The organism is Terriglobales bacterium, from assembly GCA_035764005.1.
In the GTDB taxonomy this organism is placed as follows: domain Bacteria; phylum Acidobacteriota; class Terriglobia; order Terriglobales; family Acidobacteriaceae; genus Gp1-AA112.
The window spans coordinates 47,173-70,637 of sequence record DASTZZ010000025.1 but is presented as its reverse complement, the minus strand read 5'-3'; the positions used below and the strand labels follow the sequence as shown (position 1 = coordinate 70,637).

The 23,465-nt window shown below is 55.9% G+C and carries 22 protein-coding genes; 6 read left to right on the top strand and 16 right to left on the bottom strand.

The features are described 5' to 3' along the window. Positions 1-25: 25 nt before the first annotated feature. The 5 genes from VFU50_04345 to VFU50_04325 form a co-directional block, all read right to left on the bottom strand. Positions 26-793, bottom strand: a complete 768-nt coding sequence (locus VFU50_04345) for a hypothetical protein (protein HEU5232068.1) — start codon at positions 791-793, stop codon at positions 26-28. 101 nt (positions 794-894) lie between these two features. Continuing rightward, a complete protein-coding gene (locus VFU50_04340) occupies positions 895-2,187 on the bottom strand; it encodes a porin (protein ID HEU5232067.1) in 1,293 nt (430 codons plus the stop codon). Between the two features lie 231 nt (positions 2,188-2,418). Then, positions 2,419-3,330, bottom strand: a complete 912-nt coding sequence (locus VFU50_04335) for a VOC family protein (GenBank protein HEU5232066.1) — start codon at positions 3,328-3,330, stop codon at positions 2,419-2,421. Positions 3,331-3,390: 60 nt separating this feature from the next. Further along, the gene (locus VFU50_04330) at positions 3,391-3,876 is read right to left on the bottom strand and encodes a GNAT family N-acetyltransferase (protein HEU5232065.1); all 486 of its coding nucleotides are present in this window, start codon (positions 3,874-3,876) and stop codon (positions 3,391-3,393) included. Between the two features lie 19 nt (positions 3,877-3,895). After that, positions 3,896-4,396, bottom strand: a complete 501-nt coding sequence (locus VFU50_04325; GenBank protein HEU5232064.1) for a DUF4188 domain-containing protein — start codon at positions 4,394-4,396, stop codon at positions 3,896-3,898. 139 nt (positions 4,397-4,535) lie between these two features. Between VFU50_04325 and VFU50_04320 the strand changes: the two genes are divergently transcribed. Further along, positions 4,536-5,855: an AAA family ATPase gene (locus VFU50_04320; protein HEU5232063.1), complete on the top strand. Its 1,320-nt coding sequence runs from the start codon at positions 4,536-4,538 to the stop codon at positions 5,853-5,855. Between the two features lie 77 nt (positions 5,856-5,932). Here VFU50_04320 and VFU50_04315 read toward each other — a convergent pair whose 3' ends face one another. Both VFU50_04315 and truB read right to left on the bottom strand, forming a co-directional pair. Beyond that, positions 5,933-6,145 (bottom strand): hypothetical protein, encoded by a 213-nt coding sequence (locus tag VFU50_04315; GenBank protein ID HEU5232062.1) that lies wholly within the window; start codon positions 6,143-6,145, stop codon positions 5,933-5,935. Between the two features lie 170 nt (positions 6,146-6,315). Further along, complete coding sequence (truB, locus tag VFU50_04310) at positions 6,316-7,239, bottom strand: tRNA pseudouridine(55) synthase TruB (GenBank protein ID HEU5232061.1); 924 nt, start codon at positions 7,237-7,239, stop codon at positions 6,316-6,318. Between the two features lie 92 nt (positions 7,240-7,331). On the opposite strand from truB, the gene VFU50_04305 reads away from it, so the two are divergent. Continuing rightward, the gene (locus VFU50_04305; protein ID HEU5232060.1) at positions 7,332-8,045 is read left to right on the top strand and encodes a rhomboid family intramembrane serine protease; all 714 of its coding nucleotides are present in this window, start codon (positions 7,332-7,334) and stop codon (positions 8,043-8,045) included. Between the two features lie 117 nt (positions 8,046-8,162). Here VFU50_04305 and VFU50_04300 read toward each other — a convergent pair whose 3' ends face one another. The 4 genes from VFU50_04300 to VFU50_04285 all read right to left on the bottom strand — a co-directional run bounded on the left by VFU50_04300 (position 8,163) and on the right by VFU50_04285 (position 10,789). After that, on the bottom strand, positions 8,163-8,879 hold the full coding sequence (locus VFU50_04300) for an SDR family oxidoreductase (protein HEU5232059.1): 717 nt from the start codon (positions 8,877-8,879) through the stop codon (positions 8,163-8,165). A gap of 220 nt (positions 8,880-9,099) precedes the next feature. Then, positions 9,100-9,705 carry a GTP cyclohydrolase I FolE gene (folE, locus tag VFU50_04295; GenBank protein ID HEU5232058.1) on the bottom strand — a complete coding sequence of 202 codons (606 nt, stop codon included), beginning with the start codon at positions 9,703-9,705 and terminating at the stop codon, positions 9,100-9,102. A 251-nt stretch (positions 9,706-9,956) separates the two neighbouring features. After that, on the bottom strand, positions 9,957-10,382 hold the full coding sequence (locus VFU50_04290) for a 6-carboxytetrahydropterin synthase (GenBank protein HEU5232057.1): 426 nt from the start codon (positions 10,380-10,382) through the stop codon (positions 9,957-9,959). Continuing rightward, positions 10,379-10,789, bottom strand: coding sequence for a 6-carboxytetrahydropterin synthase (locus tag VFU50_04285; GenBank protein ID HEU5232056.1), 411 nt, complete (start codon positions 10,787-10,789; stop codon positions 10,379-10,381). Before VFU50_04285 ends, VFU50_04290 begins: the two co-directional genes overlap by 4 nt. Positions 10,790-10,831: 42 nt before the next feature. Here VFU50_04285 and VFU50_04280 point away from each other — a divergent pair, with 42 nt between their 5' ends. Beyond that, complete coding sequence (locus VFU50_04280) at positions 10,832-11,362, top strand: TlpA disulfide reductase family protein (protein HEU5232055.1); 531 nt, start codon at positions 10,832-10,834, stop codon at positions 11,360-11,362. Positions 11,363-11,499: 137 nt separating this feature from the next. Here VFU50_04280 and VFU50_04275 read toward each other — a convergent pair whose 3' ends face one another. Beyond that, positions 11,500-13,110 (bottom strand): hypothetical protein, encoded by a 1,611-nt coding sequence (locus VFU50_04275; GenBank protein ID HEU5232054.1) that lies wholly within the window; start codon positions 13,108-13,110, stop codon positions 11,500-11,502. A gap of 664 nt (positions 13,111-13,774) precedes the next feature. Here VFU50_04275 and VFU50_04270 point away from each other — a divergent pair. The 3 genes from VFU50_04270 to VFU50_04260 all read left to right on the top strand — a co-directional run bounded on the left by VFU50_04270 (position 13,775) and on the right by VFU50_04260 (position 17,053). Next, a complete protein-coding gene (locus VFU50_04270; protein ID HEU5232053.1) occupies positions 13,775-14,242 on the top strand; it encodes a hypothetical protein in 468 nt (155 codons plus the stop codon). An 83-nt stretch (positions 14,243-14,325) separates the two neighbouring features. Further along, on the top strand, positions 14,326-16,773 hold the full coding sequence (locus tag VFU50_04265) for an ABC transporter permease (protein ID HEU5232052.1): 2,448 nt from the start codon (positions 14,326-14,328) through the stop codon (positions 16,771-16,773). 91 nt (positions 16,774-16,864) lie between these two features. Further along, the gene (locus VFU50_04260) at positions 16,865-17,053 is read left to right on the top strand and encodes a hypothetical protein (protein HEU5232051.1); all 189 of its coding nucleotides are present in this window, start codon (positions 16,865-16,867) and stop codon (positions 17,051-17,053) included. A gap of 69 nt (positions 17,054-17,122) precedes the next feature. Here VFU50_04260 and VFU50_04255 read toward each other — a convergent pair whose 3' ends face one another. The 4 genes from VFU50_04255 to VFU50_04240 form a co-directional block, all read right to left on the bottom strand. Beyond that, entirely contained in the window at positions 17,123-19,549 is a 2,427-nt protein-coding gene (locus VFU50_04255; protein ID HEU5232050.1) for an ABC transporter permease, read from the bottom strand. Between the two features lie 39 nt (positions 19,550-19,588). Continuing rightward, positions 19,589-21,175 (bottom strand): FAD-dependent oxidoreductase, encoded by a 1,587-nt coding sequence (locus VFU50_04250; GenBank protein ID HEU5232049.1) that lies wholly within the window; start codon positions 21,173-21,175, stop codon positions 19,589-19,591. Between the two features lie 222 nt (positions 21,176-21,397). Beyond that, on the bottom strand, positions 21,398-22,135 hold the full coding sequence (locus VFU50_04245; protein ID HEU5232048.1) for a hypothetical protein: 738 nt from the start codon (positions 22,133-22,135) through the stop codon (positions 21,398-21,400). A gap of 366 nt (positions 22,136-22,501) precedes the next feature. Beyond that, complete coding sequence (locus tag VFU50_04240) at positions 22,502-23,416, bottom strand: GntR family transcriptional regulator (GenBank protein HEU5232047.1); 915 nt, start codon at positions 23,414-23,416, stop codon at positions 22,502-22,504. Positions 23,417-23,465 lie beyond the last annotated feature (49 nt).

Sequence of the window (23,465 nt, the reverse complement as noted above, 5' to 3'; positions counted from 1 at the left end):
CACAAGAATTCAAATTCTTTCGAGACTACTGCGAACGCTTAGTGTCCGCCCGTTCCGTATCTTGGACACGAATAAGCTGCACACTGATGATGGCGTTCTCGTTGCTCTTGGCGGCGGCTGAGATGAGTTCGCTAGCTGCAACCTCCAGCCTGCGATTGTCGCTGATAATCAACTCCATATCCGCTTCCGGCATCTTTGAATAAAATCCATACGAACAGGCAAGCAGCACATCTCCCGCAATAAGTTGGCGTTCCGCGATGTCAACTGCCACGAAGACGTTGTTGCCGAGAGAACGCGCCAACTGCTGACGCGATGCAGACCGTACGACGTCCTGATTCGGCACCAAGCCTAGTCGACGCTGATCGTTAACAACGGTATGGTCGCGCGTCAACAACTCCGCATGAGCGCGTCGAATCAGATAGCAACGCAGGTCTCCTACGTGGCAGATCACAACAGTATCTGACCGCAAAGCACATGCCGCGAATGCAATTTGCGATTCTGGCTTTCTGTTATCCCGCACAAGCCTGGAGTTTGCCTGCTGGATCAGACGCGGCAGTAGCGCCCGCTGCAGTTCGTATGGACTCGCCGAGCCAAAGCCCGAGGACACGGTCTCCAGAGCCGTGGCGCTTCGGAAATCGCGCCCGTGTTCAGAGCCAATCTCGTCGGCAATGGCAAACATCCAGCCGTGGGTGCGAGCTTGTTCAGCCGTTTTGGGCGTAATCGATGCGAAGCAATGTTTGGAATCGCGATGGTGCGAGCCGACGGCTAGCTGCGCATATTCGACATCGAGCATGAACGAAAAATGAGACCGAAATTAACTCCGATTTGAGACTTCCATCATAGTGGAAAGCAAGGGCAGGCTTGCCGACCCTTGCTTCCAATCCGTCGCCACTTTTACTTCGCCTCACGGCTGTCGAAGATGAACACCAGCCCTGCTGCCGCAGTGTTCTGCGCCATGGCTGCATTGTTGTTGCCTTTGATGAACGTCGGGCGATTCGACATGTCCCGGCGGAACTCCAGGCGCGTAAGAATGTGACTTGCTACCGTCCGCTCAAAGGTTCCCGTGATGCCGTTGAAGTTCTGCGCGGTTCCAGTCGTGAAGCCGTCGTGATCATCGTAGTACTCATAACGAGTCGCGACCGCATACTTCGGACTGAAGGCATACTTCACGTAGCCCGCGACTCCAGTCCAGAACACTGGGTGGACGATCCCGGTTGCGCGGTCTCCGCGGCCGTAGTCTGTATTTGCCATCAGAGAGAGCTTGCCGGTAGGAGAGTAGGTGATTACAGTGTCCCAAAGCTGACGCCAGTTGGAGTTCGTAGGCTGCTCAGGACCGGCCACGTAGTTCTGAGTCACGCTAACTTTCTTTGTAACATTCCAACCAAGGCTCATTCCATATGTCTTGCCGGTATTGTTATCGACTACGTTGTTCCATCCGTTCACAACGTAGCCAGTGAGCGAATACTTGTCATTGAAGGCATACTTTGCACGCAGACCAAAGTGATAGTACGGAATCGCATAAGAGAACAATAAACCGCGAGAGTAGTTCCAGTTATCTTTAGTTTCAATGACTTCAGCGCCAGCAGGCGTCACGAACTTACCTACATCAACCTGTAAACCTTTGCCGGCTGGAGCCAGGTAAGAGAAGTAAGCCTCTTTGAGATATTGATCGAATCCCAAGCCGCCGGGATCACTGCCATTGATTGCGTTGATCGCCTGACCAAATCCTAACGCAACGTGATAGCCGGTGCGACTGTTGGTTGCGACCGGCTGCTTATCGACGACGAGTTCAACCAGATTCAATGCGAACTGATTCGCCTGTGTATCGAAGCTGCGGAAGCTACTCGTGCGAGAAGCTGGTTGATTCGAGTTGTAAGCGTAGTAGGTATCGACAAAACCACTGAAGCTCGTGGGTCCCAGCAAACTGGAGAGCGATGTCGAACTGGAGTTTGCGGGCGGCGCTGGAGCCACAGCAGCTGCAGCCGGAGCAGTGGTTGCTGCCGTGCTCTCCTTCTTGAGAGCGGCCAATTGCGCGCGCACATCTTCGAGTTCCCGCTGCAGTTCTTCTACTTTGGCATTTAGGTCGGTAGCAGTGGGAGCGTCGGTCTGAGCCTGGCAGAGATTTGGGGAAGCAAAAGGCAACAGAGAAGCAAACATGGCGGCCAAAAATCGAGTACGGCGGGTCATAGTCGTCGCTTCACCTCGTGCGCTTATCTTCTGAGATAAGCGTCAATGATGAAGTACACGCTATTATTCGATAGGCTGAATCGTCCAATGAATAGTTTCTATGGAGAGAATACAAAACGTAGATATAGCTATACTTATAAGTTAATCTGATTGGTCATATCTATCATTGCTATAGTAAGGATAGCTAATGCGAGCTATAGGAAAGTGTGATGCTTGCTGCCGCGCCGCGCATCAGTTGTTTGCGGATGGATGTGGCGCGGTGAAGGGAGAGCAGCACGGCGTCTGAGTCGGCGTGAACTCCATAAATTCGACGCGAGTGCCGTCGGGATCATATACGTTGAGCTGCCATTTTCCGTCTCGACCCATCTGCATGTGGCTTCTCGAATTTGAAGTCCAGCCGCGAGCTTCGAGTTGTTTTGCCGTTTCCTTCATGTCGGTAACACCGAGTGAAAAATGATTGAGGACTCCAAGCCGTTCAGGTGTCATCTGTGCGTCTTTGTCGGTGAGCATGTATTCGATCCACTCATGCCCTTCAGGTACCTGCAACGCAACCCAATCGACACGGTCATCTGTTCGTCCACCGAACCAATACGGCCGAAATCCCAGAATTTCGCGATAGAACGCGTCCTCCGCAGATCGATCATGGACCATGAAACCAACATGAATGAGTTGGGATGACAGAGGATCTCTCGTTTTAGGTCTTTTCCCGGTCACCTGTTCAAAACGAATGTGGTTGCCTTCAGGATCGTTCACTTCAAACCAGCGCGTGCCGTTTGAATCCTTCTGCACGGCAGGCGGTACCTGCACGTGATGAGCCTCCAGGTATTTGCGCATAGCTTCGACATCGGTCGTGGCAAATCCGATGTTCGCCAGCAGGGAAGGAGGATTGGGAGGATTCTCAGGAATTACGGTTACGCGCTGACGTCCGACAAGGTAGCTGCCGGACTGACGAGCGGGTGACATGCCGAGTAAGTTGACATAGAAGTTTTTGGCCGCGTCCGCTTGGGTCGTGTAGAAACTCACGTGCGAAAAGCCACTGATGGGAGGTCGAGCGATCTCTTGCCCTGAGGCGAACGTTTCAAAAATCAGCAGCAGCGTAATCCAGCCGAGATGCTTGAAGAGAATCGAATGGTTCTTCGTCATCAGCAATCCTCCTTACGGCGAAGAGCGAGACGGCATCATACACTTGCTCTTCAGAGAAGTTCACAACATCAACTTCATTTCGTTCGTCTGTTCAAAGCCCAGAGATTCGTATAAGGACTTTCCATATTTACTGGCGTGCAGCCAGACGACTTTGAAGCCTTGCATGCGACACCACTCGATGGCCTTCACTGTAAGTTGTCGTGCCAGACCTTGGTTTCGAAAATCTGGATGAGTATAGACATTCAGCAAATATGGGCGACAGGTCTGCTCAGGGCTAAAAGGACCTGATACCAACTCGGTAATGATCAAACCGACTCCGGCAACAACGCGATCATCGGCTCTTACCGCGAACCAACCTCGGTAGGAGCCATCCGCGAGGTACCGTGCGATGTTTCGCCGCGACCGTTGCACCATAAGATCGAGCGCCGCGATATCTTGATATCCCATGTCGTAGAACATCATTCGTCGATGCCGGAGGATCTCTTCGAGATCAGCGGGACGCGTCTCGCGAATCGTAATCGCGGGTACTGTGGCAGGAGTGGTCACTGGTTTCTTGTCGTTCAGCTTATCTCAGCTCAGCCTCTTCCACTGCTGGATTAGGAACGTCGTCCCGTCCAATTCGCCTCGATGCGCTGAACACAGTCCCATGTGCCTCGATCGTGGGAGCAAACGCCGCGAATCCGATTCGCCGTGGGACGTCGTCATAGATAGCCTCCATTCCTCCACGCATGCTGTAGGTTTCATGCCAAAACCCGGTGCCTCCGCTATCGCGCAGGAAATCTTTCCACCAACGGCGATGAGGATCGCTGCGTGTCCACGCAAGCAGTGACGGCAAATCTCGCCAGTATTGCCGCATGCCGGCATGAGGAGGGAACAGCGAGTAGATGATCTGCTCGTGATGCAACAGGCCATCGGGTTTGGCGGCAACTGAGACGCTGATTTGCGGCCCAAGCCCAATCAGGCGCTTCAGTCCATACCAGACGTTTACGCGCATGCCCAGATAGATCACCACCAGGTCTGGATATTGGGACAAATCAACAGTTCGTCTGTTCACTTTGGCGGCCACGAACACCTCCTCGCAAATCGACTACTTTTGAGTGAAATCGGAGTTTCGCACAGTCCGACTTCCGGCTATGATGTGATTCCAAAAGCCTATCGCAGCAGCTCCCCCTGCATCAGAACCAGGCCTCGTAGAAGGACATGCCATGTTAACCAGACTACGCATCCAGAACTTTAAGACGTTCGGGGAGCAAGTTGAATTTGATCTTCGACCGTTGACCCTCCTAACCGGTCCAAACGGAGCAGGCAAGAGCTCTGCCCTCGAATCCATCGGGCTCTTCGCCCAGAGCACTCCCATTCCGGAACAGCCGCCGCAGGTGCGCTGGAGCGATCGGCATGTCGATTTAGGAGCTAACGGTCAATCGGCATTCCACAAGCCCGAGCAGGATCTCCATTTAGTGCTGGGCCTGGAAATCGAAGCCGGCGAGCATCTCCGCTCCTGGCTGCGCAAACACAATTTTGACGCCGACCTCCGGGCCGAATCGATCGGTTATACGGTCGAACATCGTCGTGGCACCGAAGAGTGGAAGCATCATCTGTATCTCGATGGCGAGTTGATCGCCACTAACGCAACGATGCCGTTGGGCCGTGGACTCATCAAGAAAGGACACGGTTCTTTGCTTGAGTACCACTCGCGCTCGGCTCTGGAACGGATGTTCACGCCCGCCGTCAGCGGTAATGCTGTTCTCTCGCCGAAGCTCTTCATGGGAACTAAAGCGATTGGGGGCGATGAGGTCGATGAGTCGACGCAACATACATTCGTCGGATTCGGCCTGTACATGTCTTTTCTCATTGCTTGCTTGAAGCAGAAGCTTTTCATGCTCGGTCCAAGCCGGATGCCAGTGCGCGAAACTCCTCAGGCGGAGAATGGTCCGCTAAGCGTCGGACGGCGCGGCGAGCGCACCATCGCCGTGCTGTCAGTCCTGTTCGCTCATCCCCGGCACCTTGCCCAGGCACGTCAGATTCAGCATTGGGCCGAGCTCTTCGGAATGAGGTCGCTCACAAGTGGCTGGGTCCGGGAAGAGTTGCTCCACGCCGGATATCTGGATTCAGATTTCGATACGCCGCTCGGTTTTGAATCTGCGGGGTGTGGAGCTCAGCAGGTTCTGCCCATCATCACCCAGATCTTTGCGGCTCCTAAGAACAGCACGATTCTGATCGAAGAGCCGGAAGCGGGGCTGCATCTTGAGTCGCAGGCTCACCTGGCTCGAATGTTCGCCGAGTCGGTCCGACTTGGGCATCAGCTCGTGATGACTGCCCATAGTCAAGGTTTACTTGAAGCTTTACAGGGCCAAGTCTCCGCTGGGACTTTAAAACCTCACGAACTTGCAATCTATGACTTGAAGAAGACACAGGCAGGTGCACGATTACAAAGACGTTTGGATGAACACCGTCACGGCGATGGGCCGGTCGCCGTTGAATCGACTTTCGTGCCGAGCGGGCGAGCGCAGAAGGCTCATGCCTAAAGAGCACACACATCATCGCCTGCGGTTCCTGGTAGACGGCGCGCTCGACGGGAAGTACCTGAGTTCCAATGCTTGATTCAGCCGAGGTCCTTCAAAATCTCTACGCCGCGGGTTTCGATATTCAGACCTTCGAACGGTTTCCGCGAGCCATTGGGATCAGCAAAGGTAATTGCATCGTGCTGCTTGAAGCAGATTCCAGCGCTGGATTGCGCATGGTCGGCCGGCCAGGATGGCGAATCGGTGACGGAATCGGCGTGCTGACAACTCAAGCCGGTCGTCGGGTATTTCAATCAAAGGATCAACTGGTTGAAGCGTCAGCTGAGCGGCTCAAACTACTCGAGGCATTCGAGAGGGAACTCGCTGGCCTATTGGAACCTCGGGGCGACCCGCCCCTGCGTGGAGTCCCAGCTCGTAGTTAACAGAATATCCATTATCGGACATTGCAAATATCTCAGGAAATTCAGCGGGCATGGCCAGGTCCCAGCACTACTTTCGGCTGGAAAAGTGTTCCCGCGACTCGGCTGGCTATGGCAAGCAACTGCTTCTCCCCGGCGAAGACTTTTACCTGATGCGCAGTTGAAAGATCTGCCAGATTGACAGCGCGACCGTTTGCGATCAGCCCTGCCGTCTCGCTGTTTACGGTGACAGATGGCAGTTGCCGCAGAATTTGGCGCGGGTGGACTGAAATCTTCCCAATCCAATCTTCGACACGAATTCCTTCGTCGACTGCATCTTCCTTCATCGCCTGCAGGCGATCGAGAGTGATCGCCTGATCGAGCGCGAATTCACCGGACGCCGTGCGCCTCAGTTCGGCAACGTGGGCACCGACACCCAGGAGCTGCCCTAAGTCATGCGCCAGCGAACGGATGTAGGTACCGGCGCTTACTTTGGCGGCAAAAAACGCGCGGTCGGAATCAAGCCGGGAGATTTCAAAGCTCTCGATGTGCACTTGCACATCGGTGAGCTCAACATCCTGCTTCTTTCGTGCCAACTTGTACGCCGGAACTCCTGCAATCTTCTTGGCTGAAAAGTGCGGCGGTGTTTGCTTGATAGTTCCGGTAAATCTTCGTGCAGCATGCTGCAGTTCTTCGAGTGTTACTTCAACTTCCTGGGTGATTGGCCCGACTGGCTCGCCGTCGGCGTCGTGGGTATCCGTAGCAAATCCGAGCCGGATTATGCCCTCATAGCTCTTATCGGCGCTTCCGAAGAACTGCGCGAGCCGGGTGTAGCGTCCGATAAGCAGCGGCAGGACTCCGGTGGCCAGCGGATCGAGCGTGCCTAAGTGCCCCACCGAGCGCTCCCCTATCAACCTACGTACGCGTGCCACGACGTCGTGCGACGTCATTCCGCTCGGCTTGTTGACTACCAGAATGGCGTCGATCATTCCATTTTTCCGGCTGCTGCAGAGCCGACTACATCGAGGAAGCGTGATTCGGCAATATGTTACGTTCTAAGGACTGTTGACAGCGCTCCCTCATGATACCGATTCGCGACGACACACCGAAGTTCTCGACGCCTTTCATCAACTACCTGCTCATCGCGCTGAATACGCTTGTATTCCTGTACGAGGCGCTGGTGCTAGGGCCGCACAGTCGCGAAGCATTTGTATACGAATTCGGTGTCGAGCCTGCCCGTGTGCTGTCTGCCCTAGGTTTGGCCAATCTCAATGTGTCACATGCGTCCGCGGTTCCATTGCTGACCTCGATGTTTCTTCACGCCTCATGGCTGCACCTGATCGGCAACATGTGGGTGCTTTGGATTTTTGGCGACAACATCGAAGACTATTTAGGACACTTCTCCTACTTGATTTTTTATGTAGTCAGCGGCCTGGCCGCATCACTCGCGCACATCGCGCTCAATCCGAATTCGACCATTCCCAGTGTGGGAGCCAGTGGCGCAATTGCGGGAGTCATGGGCGCATATTTTCTTCTCTACCCCTCCGCCCGCGTTCTGACCTTGGTTCCTCTGATCATTTTCTTCACATTCATCTGGCTGCCCGCTTGGATCGTCTTGGGATATTGGTTTGTGCTGCAATTTCTGAGTGGCGCGGCGACCTCGATCGCCTATTCCAATCGCACCGGGGGCGGAGGCATCGCATTCTGGGCTCACGTCGGCGGATTCCTTGCCGGACTGATCATGATCAAACTCATGCCTCAACGCGTGCGACCGCGTTCCAGATTCACGTATTAGAGCTGCTTAGCTTCTAAGCCCCTCAGCTTCTAGGCGAGTTCAAGATTGGAACAACGCTTGTCGAGGGCCACTGGTTTTGCTCAGAAGGTGAGCAGCTTAGAAGCTAAGCAGCTTCCTTCACAACGTTCCACTCGCCGGTCCCATTCTGATTTCGTCAATCGACGTGTTCGGCGGCATCGAGAGGGCGAGTGCGACGGCTCGTGCTACGTCGTGAACGGACATCATCTTTTCGCGCGGTGCATCGGGCCAGAACTGCTGCCAGATGTCGGTATCAACAGCACCAGGGACGAGCGCCAGGACGCGAATCCCCTTATCTCTGAGTTCTTCACGCAAGACATTTGTAAGAGCCAGCGCGCCAGCCTTGGAGGCGTTGTAAGCCGCCATTCCTGCGAATGCCTGGTGTGCTGCTACGGATAGATTGTTCACAATCACCGCTCCTGTACTCATCAGCGGGATCGCCGCGCGGCAGCAGAGAAAAGTTCCAATAAGATTCACATCGATTACGCGCCGAAACTCTTCCGGCGCGAGCCGATCGACGTTCGTCAGCGCGTGCGCCGCGCCGGCGTTGTTGACGAGGAAGTCGAGTACGCCCATACGCTCGCGCACGGCATGGAAGAACTCGTGTACCTGATCCGGATCAGAGACATCGCAACGCTTGGCGGAAATCGAGAGCCCTTCAGCCTTGAGCTGCGCAATAACAGACTCAAGGGCCTGCGGATCGCGTCCGGCAATCACCACGCGGCAGCCGTTGCGGGCAAGCTCGCGCGTGATTCCCAATCCGATACCGCGGCTTCCTCCGGTTACGACCGCGGTTCTTCCGTTCAGGTCAGGCATTCAGCTTTCCTTTGTCATTCCGAACCGCACGCCTTTCGCGGTGAGGAATCCCTATCGACTGTAATGAAGTTCGATTGACGATTATCGGCTGAATCCGCCGTGCCTGGCTGCTGTACCCGCAAATCTAATGACCTTCTTGGCTCCGCTGTCCAGCATGGAAGTCCGTAGGGATTCCTCACCGCAAGAACGTGCGGTTCGGAATGACAATAAAGGAAACGGTTCAGAATCCATTCGGCTTGCCGGAGCGAATCAGTGACAGAAATTCCTCGCGCGTCTGCTGCTGTTCGCGGAAGGCTCCCACCATTGAGGAAGTCACCGTCGCAGAATGCTGCTTCTCGACGCCGCGCATCATCATGCAGAGATGGCGAGCTTCGATCACCACTCCAACGCCGATCGGCTCGATTGCGTCCTGGATCGCATCGGCGATCTGCTTGGTCAGCCGTTCCTGAACCTGCAGACGGCGTGCGAAGACATCGACCAAGCGTGGAATCTTGCTCAGACCGATCACGCGTCCTTTCGGTAGATACGCAACATGCACTTTCCCAAAGAAGGGCAGCATGTGATGTTCGCATAGACTGAAGACTTCGATGTCTTTGACGATGACCATCTCGTCGTAATCGACATCGAACAGCGCGCCACGCAACAACTTGGCAGGATCTTCCTGGTAGCCGCGCGTCAGGAACTGAATGGCTTTGGCTACGCGCTCGGGAGTTCGCTTCAAGCCATCACGATCGGCATCTTCGCCGATATTTTCTAGTACCCGCAAATACGCCTTCTCCAGCTCTGCCTGCGCTCTCTCGGTTCCGTTGGTTGTGCTCTTTGGCATCGTCATCACACGCTTCACTGCTGCAGACTTCACTCGATCTCCTTTCATGACGCTCGCCTAACGTGGCTGCCATTGCTCGTGTACTCTCACCTGTGATTCCCAACGCCTGATGTTGGCGTGAGGAATCCCTATCGACATCCGTAATTTCCTATTGTTCATGCCTCAGTAGGGATTCCTCACTCCTGCTCACGCGAACTGCACGCGTGAGCATACGTTCGGAATGACAAACAGCCGCAGCGGCCGACTCCACGTTATTCCGCTCCTAATTCCCTTCCACCGGCGTATTCAAACGAGTTCATCATCGTCTCTTCGATCCGGACTTTCTCTACTTTTGCCAACCTGAAACGGTCACGAAAGAGATGAAACAGCTCGCGCGAAAGATTCTCAGTTGTTGGCACCTGATTACGAAAGTTGTCCAATTCATTCAGATTGCTGAAGGCGAAGCGCGGCATCAGTTCGCGTTCGGCGAAGCTGTCGAGATCGGCCAAATTACAGATCATTCCCGTATCGGGATCAGGTTCACCGCTTACCGTGACTTCCACTTTGTAGTTGTGCCCGTGCCCATACGGGTTGTTGCATTTGCCATACGTCGCGCGGTTCTGCTCGTCGCTGAGTTCCGGCGAATGCAATCGATGCGAGGCCGAGAACTTGTACCGTCTTGTCAGGTGCGCTTTCATTTCTCGCCGTACACATCCACATACAGATCATCGGTCTCATACAGCCGTACTCGATGCAGTCTGGTGCCGTTCAACTTCCCTGCCAGCCGGTTCCAAATGGCGATGGCGAGGTTTTCCGTTGTGGGAATTTTGTCGCGAAACTCCGGTATTTCTTTGTTGAGGTGCCGGTGGTCAAGTACGTCGATCACCTCGCGATTCATGATGTCCTTCAGCTGTTTCAAGTCCATTACGAATCCGGAGCGCGCATCCACATCTCCAGCGACCGTGACCTCCAGGGTGTAGTTATGTCCGTGCCCGTGCGGATTGTTGCACTTGCCGAAAATGCGCTGGTTTTCTTCCGGGGAGAGCTTGGGATTGTGATAAAAGTGCGAAGCCGAAAACTCAGCCTTTCGCGTGAGATAAACCATGCTGTGCCTTGAGTTTACGCGTGATACCTTTATTATACGGTTGTGACCAGCAGTTCCCTTCTAATCAGAGTCGCCAAGCTGACTTTCGTTGCAGTTTTTCTTGCCATGACGGGATGCGACCGCGGCATGCATCCCGAATGGGTTGGCCACTCGGCACCGGATTTCACTGTGTCTGATGCCCAGCGCACGATCTCACTGCACGACTACAAAGGCAAAGTCGTGGTCCTGAACTTCTGGGCAAGTTGGTGCGCGCCATGCATTGAGGAAATGCCCTCGCTTATACAGATGCAGCATGAACTCGGAAATAAAGTCACAGTTCTTGCTGTTGCCACCGATCACGATCCAGATGCTTACCGCCGCTTCGTGCGTGATCATCACGTCGATCTGATCACGGTGAACGATCCCGCGCAGAAGAGCAGCGACATCTACGGAACATGGGGCTGGCCGGAGACATACATCATCGATCGCAAAGGCATCGTCCGTCGCAAATTCATCGGGCCGGTGGAGTGGACGAGCCCATCAATCATCTCGTACCTGGAGAAGCTGCAGACGGAACAGAACCGCCGGCAGTAGCCGGTGGATCGGAGATCGCCGAATGGCGAGCTCCGACTGCAACGATGCTGCACGCATTGTGCAGACACGCAGTCGCGAAGCGCGGCTGCCCCACCGCCTACCGGAGGCGGTTCCGTTGCATCTCGGCGCCCAGTCGATTAATGCATTCCCATTATGGGAATAACCTTTTCAACGTTGTCAACAACCATGCGTGCCACCGCCTCCTGAATCACCGCCGAAGTTCGCAGCGGGGACATGAGCGAGCGCAGTTTCACCTGCACGGTTTTTGCGGGATTCGCGGTGAGCAGCTTCTGCTCGAGCTTGCCTGCAACATCGAAATCAAAGCCTTCGCACACGAGAACGCCGGCGCCATCGATGCGCACGATGCTCACTGGTCCTTCTTCGGTTTGAAAGAAATAAGAGCTGTTGCAGTCTGAATCGGCACAAGCTGCGTCTTTGTGCGCGACCTTCTTTACCGACGAGTACCGCTGCGGCAGGTAGTCTGCGTAGATTTTGGCGAAAGCATCGGCGGAATCGTCCGCGTCCCAACGCGAAAGATACAGCAGCCCGATACGAGCAGTGCCGGTCAGCCTGGGATCTTTATTCTCGGCAGCATAGTAAGCGCCTCCGCGCCAGGCTTCCGCCATGTCTTTCGCCGCGGACTGATCGGCGTACTGCTGCGCGAGGATGCGGGTGTCGAGCTGACCGATCGAGCCTTCATCGTACTTCTGGTATTTTGGTCCCAATTCGGGACGCAGATCCGGGATCACCATCCACTGTGCGGGCCGGTTATGAAGATAAGCCGCAACATCCATCACCTCGTGCGTATCCTGCGGCGGACGACGGAATGCTCCCGAGAACGCGGCATCTTTACCCCGCTGCAGCAAAGCAGATTCAAACGTGAGCCCATCGCCGTAAGGAAAAACCAGCGATTCGCGAATCATCAGCGGCGCTTTATCCAACAGCGGATAATCGCTATTCGACGTCATCGCCTTGCGCATCGCATCGGCCACTTGCGGAGCCTCGGCGAGCGTTGTTCCCGACCCGCGGAGCATGTAATCGACCAGCGTCACCATTCCCTGCCCTTCCGCAACGGCGCTTCGCGCGGTGGAGGCCTCGTCCTCGTCGAAGGTGTATTCCTCTTTATCTCCCGATTTGGGAGCCTTCGGACTCTCCCAGTTCTTCAGATCGAAGTTCTGATCCTGCAGCGCGTGCGTGAGCTCGTGTGCCAGCACCGGCTTTTGCGCGTCGGCCGAGAGCCAGTCGAGCAGATACATCTTCTTGGTCTTTACGTCGTAGTAGCCGGCTACCTGCTCCTGCAGCAGGTCGATGAGGAACTTGTGGAGATTGAACTCGCGCGGCAGCAGCCCGAATTTCTTCAGCACGATCTCCGAACGTTCCAGACGCTTCGCGTCCTCATCCTCGTTCATCTTCTCGTCGACGTACTTGGCCACCTGCTCGCGGCTGGCGAGCTCCCCGGTGACCTTCTTCTTGATCGCGTAGCCGGTGTCTTTGCTGAGCCAAGTGAGTGTGTCATCGATCGAAGCAAACAGCTCCTGAGCCTCCTGCGGGGTGATCTTTTTTTCTGATGGAGGTGCTGCCGGCTCTACCTGCACGCCGATGTCGCCCTTGCCGGAACTTGGCGGTGCATTCGTTCCTTTTCGGGCGGGAGCTTGCTGCGAGAGAAGCGCAACTGAAGTTAAGGTCAGCAGGACGGACGCAAGACAGCACCATCGGATCGAATCGATGAGCGATCGGCAGGTTGACACCGAACAGGAAAAACTCTGCATACGAGTTGATATTACCGGGATTGGCCCCTCGCTCCCAACGCTAGTGGTTGACGTGACAATCGAAAGTTGCATTCGGCGGCTACTCATCAGGGTAGCGGTTCAGCGGCGATTAAGTAGCCGTCATCAGTACCTGAATGAGCAACTTGCAAGTAATACTTCGCATATCGGATGAATTGCAGCAACGCATCGCCGAGCTGCGTAACCCTGACTTTTCCCCAGGGTTACCCTGCAATTTCCAGAGCGTAACCCTGACTCCGCTGGGTTGGGCAGCATTCCGGTAAGGGTGGGAGGTTGGGAGCACGCCCGGAAAAGCAGACGCGCGTCGGTACCGTTCGCGGCGTAGCGAATGGGTCAGCACAGCCGATCGCAACTCCCACGTGTACTTGTCGCGCTTGGCTCTACCGAAATGAAAATTTCAGTCAAACACTTGGTCGTGCCCCGGAGAGTCCTGGGGGCGAACCTCTAATTGCGGCGATAGAAACCTTCGCGAAAACTCGAAGCCCGCACATTTACCATCTTGCGCCTGGTTACCTCAGTCACACACGCCCACGCCAGATTTACTGCTATCGTGACTTCGAAAATCCATTCCATGACTCGGGCAACCGGAGATCGCAAGTCCTGCGGCCCGCATAAGAGGTGCTTCTTGAAAAACATTCTCGCCCTGATTCTTTGCCTGGCAATTCCCATTTCGGTCTTCGCTTCCAACAACAGCTACAAGGTCACCTACGACGGCGGCTCGGTGCCCGACCTGAAGACCGGAACCACGGTCAAGATGTACATCGAAGGCACTAACGTGAAGTTTGTAAAAGGAAAGAACGAGGTTCTCACGATACCCGCCTCCTCGATCACCGAGATCAGCTACGGACAGGATGTTCATCGCCGCATAGGAACGGCAGTGGGACTCGCAGTCTTCTCTCTCGGTATCGGAGCCCTCACCGCGCTCAGCAAATCGAAGAAACACTTTGTCGGAATCACATGGGCAGACGGCGATAAAAAAGGCGGCCTGGCCATGCAGTGCGACAAGAACGACTACCGTGGAGTGCTGGCTGGCCTGGAAGGCGTCTCGGGCAAGAAGGCGGTTAATTCCGATAATCTGACGGTCAAGAATTAGCGCATTCAGTTTTCCCACATTGGAATAGATTGTGAAAGCGCACTCTGGGAAGAAGTCGAGGGTGCGCACCGCCAACAGAGACCATGTCCTCCCTCAGTTCGATCACGCAGGACGTCCGCGACGCATTCCGGTCCATGCGCAGCAGTATCGGGCTAACCTCCATCGCCATCCTGTCTCTCTCGTTAGCAATCGGCGGTACCGTCGCGATCTTTTCGGTGATGTATGCGCTCATCCTGAGGCCGCTGCCGGTGTTTCAGCCGGAGCGACTCATTCAGATAACACGCAGCAACGGAGCGCCTTACCACCCACACGCGGTATGGAAAGGTTTGCAGGACAGAGACGGACCTTTCTCCGGCGTGCTCGCCTACTATCCATGGGACAGCCAGTTCGCTCTGACCAGCAACGGACAGAGCGAGCAAATTCCAGGTTTGTACGTAGGTGGAAGCTACTTCGAGACCCTTGGAGTGTCGGCCATCGCAGGCCGAACTTTAACCGTGGCTGACGACCGACCCGGAGCGATGCCCGCGTGCATGATCAGCTACACACTCTGGCAGCGGGAGTACCGCCAGTCACGAGCTGCTCTCGGCCAAACGATCATTCTGAATGGACATGCCTTCGAGATCGTCGGCGTGGCTCCGCAATCGTTTTTCGGTCTGGAAGTCGGAAAGGATCCGGAAATCTTTGCTCCGCTGGAGATGCAGAGAGCGTTTCACGACTATGGAACCTGGTTCAACGGCAATGCGAAGCCGACTTTGGATCACTCAAATGCATTGGTCATTGTTGGCCGACTGAAGCCCGGCGTCTCCATCAATCAGGCCGACGCATGGTTGCGGGTTGCCGGTGTGGACATATACAAGTCCTTTTCTAAGTCTTGGAGCGGAACGCTGGATGCGCATCCCATGCCTGCGGGAATGTCGCGGAGCTACGTCAGCGATATCGTGCTCATGATGATGGTCATGGCCGGAGTCGCTCTATTTATTGCCTGCGCCAATCTGGGCAATCTGCTGTTAGCCCGCGCAACGCGGCGCGAAGGAGAGATGGCTACGCGCCTCGCGCTCGGCGCTACGCGGTGGCGAGTTGTCCGCCAGCTTCTGGTGGAGAGCCTTGTCTTGTCGATTGCCGGAACTTCAGGCGGCCTGCTTCTCTCGCATTGGGGCAGCCGCGCACTGCTTCCGGTGATTTCATCGGGCTATCTAACTGCGCTCGATCTGTCGTGGGATCTTAAACTCGCTCTATTTGCGGTCGGCGCGACGGTGGTATCTGCGCTTCTCTTCGGACTGGCTCCGGCGATTCGCGCGAGTAGAGTTCCGCTGTATTCAGCAATGCAGCAGGCTTCGGCGACTTCAAGCGGCAGGAACCGGCTCTCAAACCTCGTGCTGATTGCGGTACAAGTCGCGTTTTCGATTGCGCTGTTTGACAGCGCAGGTCTTCTCGTGCGAACGCTGCATGGGCTCATGGCGAAAGATCCTGGATACGAAGCCAACGGTGTGTTGGTTGCTAGAGTGGGCATGAAGAGCGCAAGCAACGACGCTCATCGTGAGGTAGTCGAGGGTAGTGAACTTCTGAATACGTTTCGCTCCGTGCCCGGCGTTATCTCTGCATCCCGGACGGCGAACTCTTCCGCGAGCACGCCCCCGGAAATCAAGATTCTTCAGCCCGGAGGATCAGAGCACCAAACTCGGGCCTATCGGTTTTTCGTTTCTCCTGATTTTTTTGCGACCAGACGTACTGCGATGCTGGCCGGAAGGGACTTCAGTGAGAACGACAACGACAGGTCAATTCCAGTTGCCATTCTCAGCGAGCAAGCGGCGAGCATGTGGTTTCACGGAACAAATCCAATCGGTTTGACTTTTCATGAAAACGACGACGGCGAGGATGGACGCGCGTACTCAGTGAAAGTTGTAGGCATCGCCAGAAGCATAGATTTCAATGGACCAAATTACGGTCCACTGCCTGTCTTCTACCGACCTGCTTCGCAATGCTCGGCCTGCGCTCCCATGGGTCGCTACGAGGTGCGATTCGCCGGGCCGTTGTCCGATCTGACGAAACGGTTGCAAGATTCGGCGACCAGCTTGGATCCGAATCTCGCGCTGGAGCTTCATCCTCTCAGCGATGAAACTCGAGCCATGGTGGAACAGAATCGTTCAGTCGCGTGGATGGCAACAGCATTCGGCATCTTTGCCGCACTGCTGGCGATGATCGGCGTCTACGGGGTGACGTCGTATGCGACGTCGCAGAGAACGCGCGAAATTGGTATTCGCATAACGCTTGGCGCGCAGCCGCATAACACGCTGCGAATGATCTTGGGGGAGAGCGCCATCGCGGTTGCAATCGGCATCGCTTTCGGAATTCCAGCGGCGCGAGCAGGCGCAGGAATGATTCGAAAATTGCTCTGGGGAGTCGCGCCTAACGACTTTCAGGTCTTTGCAGTAGCAATTGCGCTCATGTTGGCCGTGAGTTTTCTCGCTGCTCTCTTGCCAGCCCGGCACGCGACTCGCATAGATCCGATAATCTGTCTCAGATATGAGTGATGGCGATATTTCGGTTGCCTCGTTTTGCTCACATCGTCATAACTGTTTATGAAGGAAGTGACTTCCGAAATTTAGGGCAAAGTTTCTAGCCTTGCTGAAGAAACTTCAGAAGAGCAAAGGTGCTATGGGTGCGAGTAAGCCTGTCGCTGATGGGACGCCACGGCCTCCAAAGCCCAACAAGGGCTGCTTGCTTGGTTCTATGAAGGCAGAAATCAAGTTCTTAGGAGACGTTATCGCGCCAGTCTTTGAAGAGAAGGACTGGAAGGACTCGAACGAGTAAACCCAGTTGTGCATGCCGGTGTATGGCCGAGGTCCTTTTCTGCCTCGACCGTTCGCAGCAGGCGCGCGGCTATTCACTCCGCAGAGAGATCGCGGGATCGACGAGTGCAGCCTTACGCGCGGGCAATAGAGCTGCCGCTAACGCGGTGACCGTGAGTAGCGCGCTCACCGTGACCAAGGTTCCTGCGTCATGCGGTTGGACTTGATACAGCAATGACGCAACATATCGGCTCAAAATCCAGCCTCCTGTAAGGCCGAGGACAATTCCCAATATGGTCAATGGAACAATTCCATAGATTGACCACCACAAAATGCGTGCGGGAGAGGCTCCGAGAGCCATGCGGACTCCAATCTCTCTGGTTCGCTGCGCCGTCGCATAGGAGAGCACGCCGTATACACCGAACATCGCGAGCAGCAGAGCTATCACAGCGAATGCAGTAAACACGGCTGCGTTGAAACGGGGACGGCTGCGAAATGTGTCGAGGTTCTCTTCTACCGTCTTGAAGACCACCGGGCGATCGGGATCGATCGCAGCGATTACCTTGCGCATCTCCGGGATCAGATAGTCAGGTTTGATCGCTGTGCGCACGACAACATACATGCTTTGCAGCTGCCATTGAACGGTTTGTTGATATGCCAGGTAGACCTCCGGCTGAACTTCCGCGGCGATGCCATCGTTTTTTACATCGCCGACTACGCCGACAATGGTCTTCCAGTCCCTGTTAATGTGACCCATGACTTGCTTGCCGACGATTTCCTCATTTGGGAAGTACTTTCGGGCAAATGCCTGATTTACGACAGCAACCAGCGGCGAGTCCTGGGTATCGCTGTCCGCCAGGAGACGACCACGAATGAGCGGTATGCCCATGGTCTTGAAGTATTCCGCATCGACCGGATGAAGCAGAATGTTGTCGCCGCGATGACCGGGCTGTGGCGGAGGAGCGTCGGAGCGCGAAAAAACCATCAGCATGAGTGGACCCTTGGGCGGCACCGCGCTGGAAATGGCGACCGACTCCGCGCCCGGCAGAGCTCGCAAGCCATCGACGGCACGATTCCAGAATTGGAGCTCCGGCTCCTTTTCTTTGTATTGAGGTCCGGTGAGAGAGATGTGCGCGGCCAGAACGCGTTGCGGTTGGAAGCCGAGCGGCAGGTGCTGCAACTTCCACAAGCTCTTTACCAGTAGTCCCGCGCCAAGTACGAGCGCAACTGATAGCGCTATCTCAGCGGTTACGAGCGACTGGCGCAGGAATCCGCTGGAGCGCGTCATGGCCAAGCCGCCCTCCTTCAGCGATTCCTGCCAGCGAGCTGACCACGCTGCGAATGCCGGGGCGAGGCCCATGAGAATTCCCGTAACGAGCGCAACAGCCAGGGCAAAGCACAACACTCGCCAGTCGATGTGAACCGAATCTGCCCTCGGGATCTCGCTGGCTCCGAAGGCGTGCATCGCGCGAGTTAGTCCGGCAGCAATCGCGATGCCCGCCAAGCCGCCGGCACAACTGAGGATCGAGCTCTCGATAATGAACTGTCGCAACAATCGTGCGCGACTCGCGCCCAACGCCAGTCGCACGGCGACCTCCCGCTGTTTCCCAGCGGCTCGCGTGAGCAGTAGATTCGCAACGTTGGCACAAGCGATGAGCAGCACAAATCCCACGGCGCCGAACAGTACATAAAGCAGGAGACGTACGCGCCCGGTCTCGTGTTCCTGTAATGGAACTACCACGAGCTTGTTGTCATTGCGATAAAAGAATGGGAAGCGGTGTTGCGCATTCGCAAGCAGTCTTCCGAGATCGGCGCGTGCCTGGTCCAGCGAGACACCTGGCTTCACGCGTCCAATCGCGTGAAGAATCCCCATCTGCTTGCGATTGAGTTGGGCAGCCTCATTGAGCTGCATGGGCACAAGAGCATCGAAATCCAGATCGCCAGGAAAGCGGAACGATTTGGGCATGACGCCCACGATCGTGTATGGCTCCTCGTTGAGCACGACCTTCGATCCAACCGCGGAGCTCTGCCCTGTAAACTCTCGCATCCAGAATGGATAACTCAGCACTAGAGCGTGCGGACCTCCCGGCTGATCTTCGTCGGCAGTAAACGTCCGGCCGATGCTGGGCTGTACTCCGAGGACCTGTAAGAAGTTGCCGGTGACACGCGCGCCAGCGATACGCTGCGGCACTTTGCCGGCCCGAAAGTCGAACTCTTGCGTGCCGCTGAGCCCGAAGGCCGCGATGCCCTGCAGCGTACGATTTTGCTGCTTCCATTCCACATAGTCCGCGCCGGGCAGCAGTTCTTCATGAAGGCTCGGCCAGGACATTCCCAGCCAAACCAGTCGTCCCGGATCGGGATACGAAAGTGGACGCAGCAAGACACCATTGACTACTGAAAACATCGCAGTAGTCACGCCTATGCCCAGGGCAAGTACAAGTAGCGCAACAAGAGTGAAGGCAGGCGTAAGGCGGAGGCTGCGAACGGAATACCGAAGATCATGGCCGAAGTCAGCCATGGAAGGCTTAGACGCCTAGGCGGCAGAATTAGTTCCCAATCACTTCTGGTATGGAATCACGAATGGACCTCTGGCAGCCTCTCTCGTCTGAAATCGTAAATTGCGACGATCCAGATACGAAGCTGCTCCCGTGACAGTAGCTGAAGGATCGGAGAGAGCAACATACCCATCGGGACGCACCAAATAAAGGGCGTTTTGTTGCAAGCCGCTGCGGCCCATTTTGGGACTCCATGGGAAGACGTGCAGTGGAAGATTTCGCTGGGCGCAGAACGTTTCCAGCTCAGATGTCGACTGACCATACAGATGGGCTTGCCAGTCGAGCGAAGTCAGCGGCTCGAAATTGTCATGTTCGATTCCGTTAATCGTTACCTTCACCCAGGGCAGTCGGTCGCCGCCATGAACTGATCCGGCGCGGCCTTCGCTCAGGCTGCTTCCGCGATAATTCACCACTGTTTGTGAAACCGTGCGGAACAGGTAGCGTCGAGCTTGTTTGAATTTGAAGAGCAGTGGGAATAGCAAAGGGACCATGTCGAGTCGAATCAGCCGTGCGGTCAGGGTTGGACTCGTGACGGCAGTAAACGCCTGGTCGGTGGTCGCAACCAATCGTCGCGCAAACGCGATTCGTTCTGGTTCATAACTGTCGAGAAGTGAAGCTTCAGCTCTGCCTTGCAACACGGCCGCAAGTTTCCAGGCGAGATTCACAGCGTCGCCGATTCCGGTATTCATGCCTTGTCCGCCGACCGGACTATGAATGTGCGCGGCGTCACCGAGTAAAAACGCGTGTCCATGGCGAAAGCGTTCGGCTACGCGATGATGCACGCGGTAAGTCGAAAACCAGTTCACGCGCTCGACGTTGACCCGCATGGACTCAATGACAGTCTTACCGACGTCTTCCCAGTCGAGTTGGTCGCGTCCTTGTGCGGCTTCGTCGCGCACGGTGCCGACGAGTCGCACTCTTCCTTCGCCTCTCAGTGGAAACACGGCAAGGAAGTCGGCTCGATCGAGCGCGACGTGGAGATCGCCGTTCATCGCCGGACCGCTGCCTTGCACGTCGGCGACGTAGAACAGATGTGTGTAGATTCCGCCGGGAAATCCAATGTTCAATGCCTGGCGGACAGTGGAGTGCGCGCCGTCGCATCCGGCGATGTAGGCAATTTCAGAGGCTTCCGTCGCTCCATTAGGAAGATTGATGCGCGCCAGCACGCGATCGGCGGTTTCTTCGAAACTTACAAGCTCTGTGTCGCGTTCGACACTGACGCCAAGCTGAGCGAGGCGCTCGATGAGCAATTTCTCGTGCTCATCCTGTGGGAAGACCAGCGCGTAGGGAAATGGACTTATGCCCTCGCCCAACTCGCCGAACACAGCGCGAGCAGACTTTTTGCTATGCACCCAGAGATTTGCAGCGATCACCCTGCGTCCGCGCTCCACGACGGCATCGGCGAGGCCGATCTGCTGGTAGAACTCCAGAGTTCGAGCTTGGACAGCAAGAGCACGCGACGTGGTCCCCGGTTCCGAAGCCTTGTCGATGATTCGCACGCGTACGCCCAGCCGCGTGAGCCATAACGCTAAGACAAGACCTGTCGGCCCGGCGCCGACGATCAGAACATCACTAACGGTTGAAGGCATTAGGCGACTTTGCTGAACAGGTACTGGTGAACATTAGTCCTGCGGAGGCGACGCGCAGCAGTTGGACAAGACGAACACCCATATGGCCGCACCTTTGTGCTTGAACGGTAGAATTGCCGCAACAACAGTATCAGCTTCCCAAAAGAGTCTGCCTGCTGCGTAAATCACTGCGAGCATCGGGAAACCGTTGATCGGTGAGGCACCCCGGCATTTAGGCTCGAATTAATGATGCGGATACCAAGGCTCCGGTGGCAGGTTCTTTGGTTCGGTTTTGCTCCGAAAATCAAGTTTCGAGCTGGGAATGCTCACATCGTGCTCGAGGATCATTTCCATGCGCGTGCCGGTCATAAGGTGAATGTCGTCTCCACGCTTGAACATCGCGATACCAATGCCAAATGCGGCGCCGATCGCCGCTCCCTGCCAGGCGCCTCTGCCTCCTCCTGCTAAAGCTCCTATGCCGGCCGAGGTGCCGACCGAGGTGAGGATGGTCTTAGCGTCTTTGTCGATCTGATCGACAGGCTGAAGCGTGCCTGAGCGTTTCGTTTCGTACTCGCTTCCGGCAAGACTGACGAGTCTTCCCGAGACAGGAACAACATAGTTGTTGGGCAGGATGACTCGATCGAAATGGAATTGCAGGTTAGCGCGGCCCTTGATCCTTCCGGGACGCCCAGTTTTGATCACTGAGCCCTGCACACGGCTGCCGACGGGAACAACCAACCGGTTCTGCTCGATCACGTCGGAGACAGTCTCAAGATAGAGACTCGATTCATTAGTTGCCGAAATCGTGTTCAGCGAAGTCGTGGTCGCCAGCAGCACCTTTGTGCCGGCGGGAATGGTAATCATCGTCAACTCGCCCGTTTGTGGCGAAGCTGGTTGGGCGGGCGGTGCGGATTGGGCGCCTATGCAGATCGTGGACAACAACGTTAGCGCGAGGACTCCGGCTCGGCTGAGTTCTTTCATGGCTCTCTCCTGTACTGCGCACGAGTGTAGAGAGCCGACCAGTCGAGCGGGACGGCGATTGTGACACTATCGCGAATGTCACAACCCCTGTAGGAGAAGTGAGTGCCGCACCGAGTGCCGCACCCTGTGCGGCACGTTTGGAAGTAGCCCGGAGTGAAACTCCGGGTAAGCAACACCGCCAGACAGAGTCCCGCGTTGTTTGCGGGACGATTGGCTTTTGCGCGGCGGAAGAGAAACACAGTCGTCCCGCAAAAGAACGCGGGACTCAGTGGCCGTTGTAGGCGTACCCGGCGTTGCGACGCCAGGCTATTCCCAGGCGTGCCGCAAACAACGCGGCACTCAGGCGAGATCGTTGACGATGCCGCACTACGACAGAGGCTTGCGAATGAACTCTTCGTATTGTTGGAGTTCCAACAAACAAGACGACGCCAAAACGGGAAACGGGAGAGCGTTGCAGCTCTTTGGCAGCTTGGTCGCGGTCAGTGTATCGCACACGATGGCTGTAACCTGCGGAAGAGCTTTCTGCCAGCCGTTGAGTCGCGCGTCGCGGACGATGAGAGCATCGGCGTCGAATCCGGCGGCGATCAGCATCGTCTGGGCTCGCTTCAGAAAATCGGGCCAACTCGAGACAACGGCGATGAGTACGTCTTGTCGCGCCGGAAGCCATGAACCCAGAGAGTCTGTAACAGAACGCACGCGCAGCGGAAGGAGATCGGTTCCGGCGGGCAATCTTTTCCGCACGGTCTCAACCTTGCTTGGAAGGGCGACTGGAATACAGGCGTGAAGGGCATCCGCGTCGTCGCAGGCGCTTAGATCAGCGACTTTGACGGGAAACGTTACTGACGCTCGCATCTCGGCGGCGACGATTTCTCGCAGTTCGGCATCGGGCTCAATCAGCAGAAAATGGTCGGGCGGTTGCAACTCGAGCCAATGGCGCAGCCGCGCCTGAACTGCACTCAGCGGAACCTGCAATTCTCTGGCGGAACGAAACAGTTCTGCGATCAAGTGATCGAGAGACAGCTCTGCTGACAGGGCTCCATTCGCTTTGCTCCGAATGTAGACACCGCTGCCGCGACGCAGTTCCAACCACCCGGCTTGTTCGAGGTCTCGATACGCAGCGCTGACCGTGTTTGCGTGAACACGGAATCGACGCGCAAGCTCACGCGTGCTGGGAAGACGACTGCCCGGTTTCAGATCGTCGCTAACGATGCCAAGCACAATCTGCGTTCCAAGCTGTTCACGAATGGGAATATCGCTGGTGTGCGAAATCCAGAGGCGCATTGCTTAAGTATGCACCTGTTCTCTTTTCGTCCTGCCGCAGGCGTCGATT